Below are 12,639 nucleotides of genomic sequence, written 5' to 3'. Positions count from 1 at the left end.
TAAGCTGATATAGAAAGAACCCCGCACCATCACCGGTGCGGGGTTCTTTCATCTCAAAATCTTAGGTGGCGTCCACGTCGAAGGGGGCGTACGCGCCGCGCGGAAGGGAACGGCTCTCAGCCTTCTCCTTCTCCTTCAGCAGCGCCTCTTCACGTTCCCTCGCCTCACGCTCACGCTCGGCGTCATCCTCAGCGAATGCCTGCTTCACAATCACGCGCGGATCGTACTGGCGGGGGTCGTACTGGCGCCAGTTAATATCTTCCAGACCCGTCTCGCCCAGGGCCTCCTTGAAGTCGTCCTTCGCGTCGAACGCCATGCGGCGCACGGTCTTGACGAATTCACGGATCTGTCGGGCGTATTCGGGCATGCGTTCGGGACCGATCACCACGAACGTGATGATGGCCAAAATAATCAACTCGGTGCCACTAATACCAAACACAGAATATAGATTATCAGTTCCGAGCCAGCACCGCCGAACCCGCGGCGCTTTCTGGACGTGTCTTTAAGCTCTGGACAAGCAGAAGGCGTGCGATACCGCGCTACGGAGGGGCATTGCGCCCACGGCTAAGATGGCAAAAGACCGCCGGCAGCGCACCGGCGGTCCCCTGACACAATATTCGGTTTACGGCGGGTAATCTCCACCGCCGGGGAGCTGCTTCCAATGCCACAGCCAGCCCACCCAGCCCCACTGCGCACACGCACCCGCCACCAACAGCGCCCAACGATACGCCCGCGAACGGCTCGCCGCCGCCACCACAATCACCAGCGGGAACAACGGCAACAACAGGCGGAACGTCGACGACTGCGGATTCAAAAACAGAATCAAATACGCAAAATAGCTCAGGCACCACAGGTTTAGCGGAGCCGCCAAAACCCTACGCGCCAGCGGGCTCAAACACAGAGCAATAAAACCCAAAATCAGCAGAGTCAGCAGCACCGGAGCCGCATACCCAAAGTACAGGTAACCCTGAGACAGCCACGGCTGAATCGGCGCCAAATGCGTACCGCGCCACGCCGTCTCCGTGGCGGTGTACGCATCCACACGACCAGTAGCCCACCACGCAATCGCAGGCCACACCAGCGCACACGCACACACCACCAGGGCGCTCACCAGCTGCCCCAGATGACGCACAAACGCCGTGCCAATGCCGGACTGGCGGCTCGAACGCACCCAGCACGCAAACCACCACAGGCCGGCAGCCGCGCCCAGGGGCACACCCACCGGACGGGACAGGCACGCCAACGCAGCCACAGGAACCAACAGACCGTAGCGTCCCTGAACCAGGCACAGCAGCGCACCGGCAAGGAACACCAGGTTCAGCGACTCCGCATACGGCACCTGAAGCACCGGTGCCACCGGCAAGAACGACACCAGCGCCACAGCCCACATGGACAGCGCAGAAGGCGACTCCTCACTCTTGAAACCGGTCGCCTTCAACGACGCCTCAAACAGCAGGTAAATCACCCACGCCGCCGCGAAACCGGCAAGCAGAGCAACCGTCGCCGCCACCGGGTAGTACCCGATGCCCGTCGCATGGCTAATAGCACCGGAAAGCTGCGGAAAAATCGGGTAAAACGCCCACTGATTCTGCTGCACCACACCCGCCGCGTTCACCGGCAGCTCACTCGGATAACCCTGTACCGCAATCTGCTCATACCAGCCGGCATCCCAGATGCTAATGAACGACAAATAATCCAGGTGCTGACCCCAGGGGCTGCGCAACTGCTGCTGACCGACCACGGCAAAAACGATGAAACCCCACACGCGGGACAGACCGTAAATCAGCAGCACCGACAGCCACGCGGGCAGGGCACGCAGACGCTCCCCCACGCGGTGCAGGCGCTCACCGGCGGCGGTGTACGCCCAGGTCAGGAGCTCATCAAAAGACTCACTCTGCTCCTTGTCGGAGGCGGGGGTAGCAGCATCCTGCGCGGGGGAATGTGAGGGGGAATGCGCGGGGGAAGCACTATTACGTTCAGGCGAAACACTCACGGGCGTTAGTTCCCCTCAGCCTGCGGGTTCTTTCGCTTCTCCACAAAGTCATGCGCGCTCAAGGTGCTCTCAGCCTCGTCAGCCAGTGGAACCGCGCCGCGGCGAACCGGCTCAGCGGCAGCCACGTTAGCATCCGCAGATTCTGTGGTCGAAGCGGCAGCCTCCGCGGCGGGTGCGTTCTCAAGTGCCTTGTCATCTTCGGGAGCACCGACGTGAGGAGCGATAAAGCTCAAATCCTCCACGCGGTCAAAGGTGCCCAGGCCGTCACGGCCCACGCCACTAAAGAACGCGGCACCGGGCACGGCACGCTCACCACCGAGCGCCACAACGGAAAGCGCTGTGATGCCCACAATCAGCAGGGCAAGCAGAATCAGAAGAAAGTTCATGTCAATCTCATATCATGCAGGACCGTCAACCCCTGACGGTCACCTAAATTCAAATAGTAGCGTCAGCACCGGCAGAATTAGCGCCGCGACTAGTCACCATCTTGGCTAGTCTTCGTCGCGGTCGCTGAGCAGCCAGGCACGCAAATCCGCGTGGCAGCGGGTCAGCTGGCTAAAGCTCACGTGCTCGTTATCGGTATGAGCCAGCAGGGCGTCACCGGGGCCGAAGTTCACGGCCGGGATTCCGATTTCGCTCAGGCGCGCCACATCCGTCCAACCGTACTTGGGCTGGGGCTCTTCGCCCACCGCCTCAATGAGGGATGCCGCCAGCGGAGTGTCCAGGCCGGGGCGAGCCGCCGGGGAGAGGTCCACGAAGTCCAGCTCGTAACCGGCGAAGACCTCACGCACGTGGGCAACCGCCTCGTCCAGGGTCTTATCGGGCGCGAACCGGTAGTTCACGTGCATTGCCGCCGCATCGGGAATCACGTTACCGGCAACGCCACCAGAAATCTGCACCGCATTCAGGCCCTCACGATAATCCAGGCCCTCCACCGCGATGGTCTTCGGCTCGTAGGAGGCGAGCGCCGCCAATGCCGGTGCCAGGGCGTGAATCGCGTTCTCGCCGCGCCATGCGCGACCCGAGTGGGCGGCAAGGCCGCGGGTGCGCACGAAGAAACGCATGGTGCCGTTGCAGCCGCCCTCAATGGTGCCGTTGGTCGGTTCAAGCAGCACACCGAAGTCGGCGTCGGTGATGAGCTCACCGTGGTTACGAATCAGGCGCGCCAGGCCGGAAAGCTCGCTCGCAACCTCTTCATTGTCATAGAAAATGTAGGTCAGGTTATAGTCGGTGTCCTGCGCGGTCAGCTCGGCGGCAAGCTTCAGCTGAACCGCCACACCGCCCTTCATATCGGTGGCGCCGCGGCCGTAGAGCACGTACCCGTCCTCTTCTTCACGCACCGTGGCTGGCACGGTACCCAGGGAACCCTCGACGGTGGGCAGGGGCACGGTGTCCAGGTGACCGGCAAGAATAATGCGGGTGCGCTCCCCCTCAGCGCCGGGCAGCGGCGGGAATTCGGTGCGGGCAATAATGGCGTCCCCGTCACGGGTCAGGTGCAGGTGCGGGCAGAACGACAGCGCCGTGTGCACGGCGTCAGCAATCGTTCGCTCGTTACCGGAAACCGACTCAAGATCCAGCAGGGCACGCGTCAGCTCGGGCATGGACACGTCCAAGTTCAGGGGCGGCGCCGGGACCGGGTGACGTTCAGAAGTATTCGGGGAAACGCTCATCCTTCAACCTTACAGGTTCCCCCGCGCGCACACCCGCGAGCGCAGCGCCCTTATCGAGCATATGAGACGGTCTTGAAGGGGCGCCAAGCCCCAAAACTATAATGGAAGGCATGTCTGAAAACACTCCCCGTTACGCCTCCGGCGTCGCACTGGTCAATGTTGTTGTCTCCGGCGAGCACGCCGGCACCGTCCTGGATGCCTGGTTCCCTGCCCCCTCCCTGACCCAGACCCCCGACCTGTCTATCGCGGACGAACTGGAAGACCTGGTCGCTGAGCATCCGGCGCGCAACGCCCGCACCGAGGTACGCACCGCCTCCATCAACCTGGATGAGGCACCCGAAGACGCACTCGACGCGTACCTGCGTCTGCACCTGCTCTCCCACACCCTGGTTCGCCCCAACGAGCTGAACCTGGACGGCCTGTTCGGTACCCTCGCGAACGTGGCGTGGACCAACCACGGCCCGGTGCTTGCTGCCGAGTTCCAGAAGCTCGCGATTGGTCTGCGCAAGCTGGGCCACCTGAGCGTGAGCCACATTGATAAGTTCCCGCGCCTGGTGGATTACGTGGTTCCCGCCGGCGTGCGTATTGGCGACGGCGACCGTCTGCGCCTGGGCGCGCACCTGGCGTCCGGCACGACCGTGATGCATGAGGGCTTCGTGAACTTCAACGCCGGTACCCTGGGCACCTCAATGGTTGAGGGCCGTATTTCTCAGGGCGTTGTGGTGGGCGACGGCTCGGATGTGGGCGGCGGCGCCTCCACGATGGGTACTCTCTCCGGTGGCGGCAAGAAGCGTGTGTCGATTGGTGAGCGTTCCCTGCTGGGCGCGGAGTCCGGTATTGGTATTGCCCTGGGCGATGACTGCGTGGTTGAGGCGGGCCTGTACGTGACCGCCGGTTCGCGTGTGAGCGTTCTGCTGCCCGGTCAGGAGGCGCGCGTGGTGAAGGCTGCGGAGCTGTCCGGCGTATCGAACCTGCTGTTCCGCCGTAATTCGCTGAGCGGTGCGATTGAGGTTCTGCCGCGTGCGAAGAACACCGTGGAGCTGAACGAGGCGCTGCACCTGAACTAGCCTGCACCTGGACTAATACGGGTCGCCTTTGCAAACTTTAGGGGTCGGGATGTGTGAAGCATCCCGACCCCTTCTCTGTGCCCTGTGCTCCCTCTCCGCCGCTCTTACGGGCTGGGCGTGCATCCGCGGCGGCTACGATGACCATTTTCAGGGCGGGCTGCTCGGGTTTTCGTTAGGCTGGTAGTACCAGGCACACCGCCCCGCCATGACTGACCACCCGCACAGTTCAGAGAGGAACTCAGATGCCCGAATCAGCTAAGTCAGAGTCGACGATGAGCGAAACCTACCGGCACTTTACGCGCCTCTTCCCCTACCCGCACGAGCGTATTCCGGCGGGCACTCCTGCCGCTGATGCCATGGCTCGTTACGATGAGCTGGCAGAGTTGGGGCGCACGGAGGGGTTCGTCCCCTTCTTCCTGAACCTGAACGATACGGTGCTTGAAAGCATGGTCATTGCGGTGTCCCTTGAGCACGACATTATTGACGATGTTGAGACTCTCACCCCCGAGCAGGTGAGTGCCTGCACCCGTGCAGTTCTGGAGCGTTACCGTACCGCCCGAGGCGGTGCCTCCGCCGAAGAGTACGGTAGTGCCGCCATTGCCCGGCAGCTGCGCCGGGTTATGGACGACGGCGAAGAGGCTAACGAGGACGACCCGGACGACTTCAACCTCAACAAACTTATGGGCGAGTTTATGAGCTCCGATTTTCTGCCCGATGAAGAGCCCGAAACTGACGCCCCGTGTCTTTGTGCCCTGCTCCGCTATGAGCTTGTGGATGAGGAGGATCAAGGCGAGATGCTCCTGCTACAGATTCCGACCGATGACCCCGCAGATATTCCCGCGTATCTGCCCTTCGGCGGCTGGAATGACTGCCCGGACGCCGAAACGCAGCTGGCGTTCACCCACTACTGGCGTGAAAAGTACGGTGCCATCCCGGCGGCTCTTGACGGTGCTGACTGCCTGGAGTTTCTGGTGGAACGCCCCGTCACCGACCCGGTCGAGGCGAAGAATCTGGCGGTCGAGCAGTTCGCGTTTTGTTCCGATCTTCCGTTCCAGGTGTTTGAAGATGTTGAGCAGCTGGCGGAGTTTATTCACCAGAGCCGCCAGTGGTATTTCTGGTGGGATTAGAGGCGAGCTACACAGCGAGGTGGGAGCGAGTGTCGACACACCTCAATAACGTCTCCCACGTGCTCACACCAGAGTGCACAAGCGCACAGTGTCCCGCAGTACTTACACCCCGTGCACAGCTGTACTATTAGATACAGCTCAACAGCTTTTGTCCCCCATCCGGAGCGCTTTTTCCGGATATATAAAGCCCGAAAGGACATCATGAAGGTACTCGTTACCGGCGGCGCCGGCTACATCGGTTCCCACACTGTACTTGAACTGCTCAAGGCAGGCCACGACGTCGTCGTCATGGATAACCTCGCAAACTCTTCCGAGGAGTCCCTCAAGCGCGTCGCTGAACTCGCAGGCCGCGCCCCCGAGTTCCACAAGGTTGACCTGCTCGACCTCGAAGGTATGAAGGCTCTCTTCAAGCAGGTTCGCCCCGACGCTGTGATTCACTTTGCGGGCCTGAAGGCTGTGGGCGAGTCCGCAGAGAAGCCGCTGTGGTACTACCAGACCAACGTGGCTGGCACCCTGAACCTGCTGTACGCAATGGACGAGGCTGACTGCCACTCCATCGTGTTCTCCTCCTCCGCTACCGTGTACGGTGAGCCCGAGTCCATGCCTCTGATTGAGAAGATGAACATGGATGCGCAGTCCTGCTACGGCCGCACCAAGGAGCACATTGAGGACATGCTGGTTGACCTGGCTGCGTCCGATTCCAAGTGGAACATCGCTCTGCTGCGTTACTTCAACCCCGTTGGTGCACATGAGTCCGGCCGTATCGGTGAGGACCCGGCGGGTATCCCGAACAACCTGGTGCCCTTCATCGCGCAGGTTGCTGTGGGCCGCCGCGAGCACCTGAACGTGTTCGGTAACGACTACCCGACCGTTGACGGTACCGGTGTGCGCGACTACATCCACGTGGTTGACCTGGCTGACGGCCACCTGAAGGCGCTGGATTACATCACCCAGCACGGCGGCCTGCACACCTGGAACCTGGGTACCGGTAACGGCTACTCGGTTCTGCAGGTTCTGCACGCGTTTGAGGAGGCATGCGGTAAGGAGCTGCCGTACAAGATTGTGGATCGTCGCCCCGGTGACGTTGCGGTCTCTTACGCTGATCCTTCTTCTGCTCTGGCGGATCTGGGCTGGAGCGCTAGCCGCGACATTAAGACCATGGTTCGCGACCACTGGAACTGGCAGAAGAACAACCCCAACGGTTACGAAGCTTAAGCTTTTTAGCCCCGTGTGAGGGGTGTTGAAGAGTGCCCGATAGGTGTTATCTCACCTATCGGGCATTTTTGTGCGCTTTTTTCGAAATTTTTACCAAGTCGTGACTACCTCCCCAAAGGCAGTTGACACCTCGTGAGTGCGTAGAGAAAGGGAAGAATATATTCCCTAGTCAGAGCCTTTTGTGAAGATGGGGTGTTTTTGACCCATATTTTTACGTCAAAAATACTATAACTATGCATTCATGCTTAAAAATTCACATTGCTTACACAGTAAAGTGAATATTTTGCAGACAGGAAACCGCCTGAGGCGTAAGCTGAAAACTCAGCATACAGACAACCCGCATCATAGACGCACCTCACGTGAAAGGGTTCATGATGTCCGCACAGGCAGCTCCCGAAGCGCAGAAAAACCTCATCGAAATCGCCGACGTCAACAAGTACTACGGCACCAACCACGTTCTGAAGAACATCAACCTTTCCGTGGGAAAAGGTGAGGTCGTCGTCCTCCTCGGACCCTCCGGATCCGGCAAATCCACCCTCTGCCGAACCATTAACCGCCTCGAAACTATCACCAGCGGATCCATCACCATTGACGGACAAGAACTACCCGAAGAAGGCCGCGCCCTCGCCAAGCTCCGCGCCGAAGTCGGCATGGTCTTCCAGTCATACAACCTCTTCGCCCACAAGAACATCCTCGATAACGTAACCCTTGGACCCCGTCGAATCCGCAAAATGTCCAAGTCAGAGGCAGAAGCAGAAGCCATGAACCTACTCGCAAAGGTCGGCGTGGATTCCCAGGTGCACAAGATGCCCGCTGAACTTTCCGGCGGTCAGCAGCAACGCGTCGCCATCGCCCGCGCACTCGCCATGAAGCCCAAGGTCATGCTCTTTGACGAACCCACCAGCGCGCTCGACCCCGAAATGGTCAACGAAGTGCTCGACACCATGGTCTCCCTCGCAAGAGAAGGCATGACCATGATTGTGGTGACCCACGAAATGGGTTTTGCTCGCAAGGCGGCGGACCGCATCGTCTTCCTTGCCGACGGCGAGATCGTCGAAGAGGCGCACCCGGACGAGTTCTTCACCAACCCGAAGAGCGAGCGCGCCAAGGACTTCCTCTCCAAGATCATCAACCACTAAAGCGGAGGGACCGACATGCAAAAATATTCACGTAGGCTCGCGGCACTCGCCGCAGCAGCATCCCTCGCTCTGACCGGCGTCCTCGCCGGATGCTCCAGCGCAGACAGCGACCATAAGATCCGCATCGGCATCAAAGTAGACCAGCCTGGCCTCGGCTACCAGGACGGCAACCAGTACACCGGCTTCGACGTGGAGGTGGCACGCTACGTCGCCGGCAAGCTCGGCTACTCCGAAGAGCAGATTGAGTTCGTCGAATCCCCCGCCGCTAACCGCGAAAACATGCTCAACACCGGTCAGGTAGACATGATTTTTGCGACTTACTCCATCTCTGAAAGCCGCAAGAAGACCGTGGACTTCGCAGGCCCCTACTACACCGCAGGTCAGGACCTGCTCGTGCGTGCCGACAACACCGATATTCACGGCCCGGACGACCTCAACGGTAAGAATCTCTGCTCCGTGACCGGCTCCACCAGCGCTCAGAAGGTGCAGGACAAGTTCGCCAAGAACGTGAACCTGGTCAAGCAGAACAGCTACTCCGACTGCGTGGTAGCCCTCAACGGCGGCGTGGTGGACGCCGTCACCACCGACGACATTACCCTCGCCGGTCTGGCAGCCACCAAAGCGAACAAGGGCAAGCTAAAAGTGGTTGGCTCCCCCTTCACGACCGAACGCTACGGCGTGGGCCTACCCAAGGGCACCGACAAGTGCGAGGCCGTGAATAACGCCATCAACGAGATGGTTGCCGACGGTACCTGGGAGAAACTCATCACCAAGTACACCGAAGGCACCGGCTACCACTACAACACCGAAACCAACCCGCCGCACCTGGGCACCTCCTGCGCCTAGGCCTCTAGAGAGGTTCACGAATGTCATTCTTTGACCAACTCGGCACCCTCCTGTCCAAGTACGATGTGGTTGGCGCCTTCATGACCAATATTCAGCTGACCTTCTGGGCGGCTATTGGTTCGTTCGTTCTCGGTACCGTGCTGGCGCTCATGCGCATCAGCCCCGTCCCGTCCCTGCGCTGGGTGGGCACCGCCTATGTGCACACTGTCCGTAATACTCCGCTCACCATCATGATGACTTTCGCCATTTTGGGTGTGTGGACGCAGTTCCAGCTCTCCTTCTCGCACGATTTCGACACGAACTTCTTCGTGTACGCGGTCATTGCCCTGTCGATTTACCATTCGGCGTTTATTTGCGAGGCAATCCGTTCGGGCGTGAACACCGTGCCGAAGGGTCAGGCTGAGGCAGCACGCGCTATCGGTCTAGGCTTCTTCGACACCGCCCGCCTGGTGATTTTCCCTCAGGCTCTACGCGGTGCCATTACCCCGCTCGGCAATACTCTGATTGCGTTGACGAAGAACAGCACTGTCGCCTCGGTCGCGTCGGTGGCGGAGGCCTCCGGGCTAATGAAATCCATGATTGAGTTCGACGCGAACATGGTGCTCGCTATCTTCATCATGTTTGCGATGGACTTCGTCATCATTGTTGTTCCCATTGGTGCGTTGACCACCTGGTCATCCCGTAAGCTGGCGGTGAAGCGATGAAAAACCTTTTTATCAGTAATGACACCCGCGCCGCTTCTTCGGTGCTTTTCGACGAGCCGGGTCCTATTGCGCAGCGTCGTATCCGCATCTTCAACATTGCTGCGGTAGTCCTTTTCGCACTGTTTGCGGTGTATGTGCTGACCGTGATGGGTCAGAAGGGGCAGCTGGAGGCAGAAAAGTGGACTGATCTGTTCACCGCCCGCGCCTGGAGTTCCTACTACCTGCCGGGCCTTGCCTCGACCCTGTCGGCGGCAGCGGTTTCGGTGGTTACCTCGGTTGCGTTCGGTGTGGTCTTCGGTATTGCTCGACTCTCCCAGTACCGCGTTATCCGCTGGTTTGGCACCGTGGTGGTGGAGTTCTTCCGCGCCGTGCCGGTGCTGATTATGATGATCTTCTTCTGGCTCTTTTTGGGCAAGTACAGCGGTCTTCCACCGGCCCAGTTGCCCTTCATCGCCGTGGTCATTGGTCTGACCCTGTACAACGGTTCGGTGATTGCTGAGCTGCTGCGTTCGGGCGTGAAGCAGCTTCCTCGCGGCCAGGGCGAGGCGGGTCTTGCGATCGGTCTGACCCCGACCCAGACGCTGATTCGGATCCTGCTTCCACAGGCGTTCACCGCAATGATGCCCTCGATGCTTAGCCAGTTCGTGGTGATTCTGAAGGACACCGCACTCGGTTACATCATCTCCTACCCCGAGCTGCTCGCTTCGGCGCGACGCATCGGTTCCGGTGACGGCAACGTGCTGCAGACCCTGATTCTGGCGGCGGCACTCTTCGTGACGGTGAACTTTGTTCTGACGGCTGTAGCAACCGGCATTACGGACAGGCTGGCGTCGCGCACCTCCGCGAAGGTGACCCGAAACCTGATTCCGGACGCTCTGGATAACCCGAACCCGCCGACCGTTCAGATGTTCGTTCTGCCCGGCGGCCGCAAGTAGCCCTTCTCGTTCGGGCTCCCCAGCCAACGGCAATAAGCAAATACAGCAAAGCCCCCGCACTCCCCTTTCGGGAGGGTGCGGGGGCTTTCTGCTATGCAGGCTAGTTAGCTTGACTTACTTGGCGGCGGATGCCTTCAGACGCTCGGCAGCCTTCGCCACAGCCTCGTCGGAGGCGGTCAGGGCGATGCGCACGTAACCTTCGCCGTCCTCGCCGTAGAACACGCCGGGACCAGCAATAATACCCAGCTCCGCCAGGCGACCAATCGATTCCCAGGTGGACTCGCCGAAAGTGGTCCACAGGTACAGGCCAGCCTCAGAGTCCTCGATGCGGCCGCCGGCGGCGGTAATCGCCTCTTCCAGCACCTCGCGGCGGGCACGGTAGCGGTCCTTCTGCGCCGCCACGTGCGCCTCATCAGCCAGCGCCACCATCATGGCGGCCTGCACCGGGGCGGGCACAATCATGCCGGCGTGCTTGCGGCTATTAATCAGGTTCGGCATGAGCTCGGGGGCGCCGGCAATGAACGCGGCACGGTAACCGGCGAGGTTCGACTGCTTCGACAGCGAGTACACGGCAAACAGCCCGGTGAAGTCGCCATCGCACACGCGAGGATCCAGGATGGACGGCACCGGCTGACCGCCGCGCGCCTCATCCCAAGCACCCCAGCCGAGCTCCGCGTAGCACTCATCGGATGCCACCACGGCACCGATTTCACGCGCCTGCGCCACAATCTCACGCAGCTGCTCCACGGTACGTACCACGCCGTTCGGGTTCGCCGGGGAGTTCACCCAAATCAGCTTCACACGGCTGCGGGTGTCAGCGTCCAGCTCGTCCAGGCTGTCGGCGGGCACAGACTCAGCGCGAGCAAAGCGGGCACCCATATCGTAGGTGGGGTACGCAACGCGCGGGTACACGACCACATCACCCGGGCCCAGACCCAGCAGGAACGGCAGCCACGCCACGAGCTCCTTCGAACCGACCGTAGGCATGATTGCGTCCGGGCTCAGACCCTTCACACCGCGGCGGCGCTCAAACCACTCGGCAATAGCCTCACGCAGGGCGGGGGTGCCGTGAGTGGTCGGATAGCCCGGAGCGTCAGAGGCAGCCGCCAGCGCCTCACGGATGTTCTGCGGGGTCGGGTCGACCGGGGTGCCGATGGACAGGTCCACCGGACCGTCCGGGTGGGCGGCTGCGGTTGCGCGGTAGGGGGCAAGCGCCTCCCAGGGGTATTCGGGCAGGTTCAGGCCGTAAGTCATTGTGTCACCTGGTTGCTTGGGAATAGTTTCGTCATTTTAGTCTAGCGTCCGTGCGCTGGCGTGCCTATGGCAAGAGCCTCCATTCCAGCGCCTAGACGGTGCGTGGGCACCGGGTGCTGTGATGGAGGCTCTTGGCACCCGTTATCGGGTGCATTCGTCTATGCGGTTATACCGTAATTACTCGCCGCAGGGATTACTCACCACGAGGGGGCAGTGCCGCAATGAAGGGCACATCCTTGCCGGTGGGGCCGAGCTTTGCTGCGCCGCCGGGGGAACCCAGGTCGTCGAAGAAGTCGGCGTTGGCGCTGACGTATTCGCTCCACTCTTCGGGAACGTCGTCTTCGTAGTAGATTGCTTCTACGGGGCAGACGGGCTCGCAGGCGCCGCAGTCCACGCACTCATCCGGGTGGATGTACAGGGTGCGTTCACCTTCGTAGATGCAGTCGACAGGGCATTCTTCAACGCATGCGCGGTCTTTGACATCCACGCAGGGAAGCGCGATTACGTAGGTCATGATGTGCCTTTCTAGAAGCTGTTCGCCCCGTGCCCGCCGGTCTGCGGGTCGTCTGCTGCAGGGCAAAATCTACAGAGTAAACCGCCGAGTATTCGGTACCCGGCGGGGAAGTCTGTGTATAGTCTATCGCGCGCTGGCTGTTTAACAGTATTTTCGTGGTGTATCAGACAGTCGC

At 60.7% G+C, this 12,639-nt stretch carries 13 protein-coding genes; 7 read left to right on the top strand and 6 right to left on the bottom strand.

The features are described from left to right. Window positions 1-61 precede the first annotated feature (61 nt). From QZ540_RS00695 to dapE, 4 genes are all read right to left on the bottom strand, one after another. Window positions 62-439: a twin-arginine translocase TatA/TatE family subunit gene (locus QZ540_RS00695; RefSeq protein ID WP_294626939.1), complete on the bottom strand. Its 378-nt coding sequence runs from the start codon at window positions 437-439 to the stop codon at window positions 62-64. Between the two features lie 183 nt (window positions 440-622). Beyond that, on the bottom strand, window positions 623-1,993 hold the full coding sequence (locus QZ540_RS00690) for a hypothetical protein (protein WP_294626937.1): 1,371 nt from the start codon (window positions 1,991-1,993) through the stop codon (window positions 623-625). A 5-nt stretch (window positions 1,994-1,998) separates the two neighbouring features. Next, window positions 1,999-2,379, bottom strand: a complete 381-nt coding sequence (locus tag QZ540_RS00685; protein WP_294626935.1) for a taurine ABC transporter substrate-binding protein — start codon at window positions 2,377-2,379, stop codon at window positions 1,999-2,001. 105 nt (window positions 2,380-2,484) lie between these two features. Further along, entirely contained in the window at window positions 2,485-3,663 is a 1,179-nt protein-coding gene (dapE, locus tag QZ540_RS00680) for a succinyl-diaminopimelate desuccinylase (protein WP_294626933.1), read from the bottom strand. A 101-nt stretch (window positions 3,664-3,764) separates the two neighbouring features. On the opposite strand from dapE, the gene dapD reads away from it, so the two are divergent. The 7 genes from dapD (at window position 3,765) to QZ540_RS00645 (ending at window position 10,696) form a co-directional block, all read left to right on the top strand. Then, window positions 3,765-4,730 (top strand): 2,3,4,5-tetrahydropyridine-2,6-dicarboxylate N-succinyltransferase, encoded by a 966-nt coding sequence (dapD, locus tag QZ540_RS00675; RefSeq protein WP_294626931.1) that lies wholly within the window; start codon window positions 3,765-3,767, stop codon window positions 4,728-4,730. Between the two features lie 242 nt (window positions 4,731-4,972). Further along, window positions 4,973-5,857 (top strand): DUF4253 domain-containing protein, encoded by an 885-nt coding sequence (locus QZ540_RS00670; protein WP_294626929.1) that lies wholly within the window; start codon window positions 4,973-4,975, stop codon window positions 5,855-5,857. 201 nt (window positions 5,858-6,058) lie between these two features. Then, entirely contained in the window at window positions 6,059-7,072 is a 1,014-nt protein-coding gene (gene galE / locus QZ540_RS00665; RefSeq protein ID WP_049341848.1) for a UDP-glucose 4-epimerase GalE, read from the top strand. A 374-nt stretch (window positions 7,073-7,446) separates the two neighbouring features. Next, window positions 7,447-8,211, top strand: a complete 765-nt coding sequence (locus QZ540_RS00660; protein WP_294626995.1) for an amino acid ABC transporter ATP-binding protein — start codon at window positions 7,447-7,449, stop codon at window positions 8,209-8,211. A gap of 15 nt (window positions 8,212-8,226) precedes the next feature. Continuing rightward, window positions 8,227-9,057 carry a glutamate ABC transporter substrate-binding protein gene (locus tag QZ540_RS00655; protein ID WP_294626926.1) on the top strand — a complete coding sequence of 277 codons (831 nt, stop codon included), beginning with the start codon at window positions 8,227-8,229 and terminating at the stop codon, window positions 9,055-9,057. 20 nt (window positions 9,058-9,077) lie between these two features. Continuing rightward, complete coding sequence (locus QZ540_RS00650) at window positions 9,078-9,761, top strand: amino acid ABC transporter permease (RefSeq protein ID WP_294626924.1); 684 nt, start codon at window positions 9,078-9,080, stop codon at window positions 9,759-9,761. Then, a complete protein-coding gene (locus QZ540_RS00645; RefSeq protein WP_294626922.1) occupies window positions 9,758-10,696 on the top strand; it encodes an amino acid ABC transporter permease in 939 nt (312 codons plus the stop codon). The genes QZ540_RS00650 and QZ540_RS00645 overlap by 4 nt, the downstream gene beginning before the upstream one ends. A gap of 114 nt (window positions 10,697-10,810) precedes the next feature. On the opposite strand, the gene dapC is transcribed toward QZ540_RS00645, so the two are convergent. Together dapC and fdxA are read right to left on the bottom strand one after the other, a co-directional pair. Further along, window positions 10,811-11,950, bottom strand: a complete 1,140-nt coding sequence (gene dapC, locus QZ540_RS00640; RefSeq protein WP_294626920.1) for a succinyldiaminopimelate transaminase — start codon at window positions 11,948-11,950, stop codon at window positions 10,811-10,813. Between the two features lie 193 nt (window positions 11,951-12,143). Continuing rightward, window positions 12,144-12,464, bottom strand: a complete 321-nt coding sequence (gene fdxA / locus QZ540_RS00635; RefSeq protein ID WP_005505213.1) for a ferredoxin — start codon at window positions 12,462-12,464, stop codon at window positions 12,144-12,146. Window positions 12,465-12,639: the final 175 nt, after the last annotated feature.

It is taken from the genome of uncultured Rothia sp. (genome assembly GCF_916049665.1).
Lineage (GTDB): Bacteria > Actinomycetota > Actinomycetes > Actinomycetales > Micrococcaceae > Rothia.
This window is presented reverse-complemented; position numbering and strand designations above follow the sequence as displayed.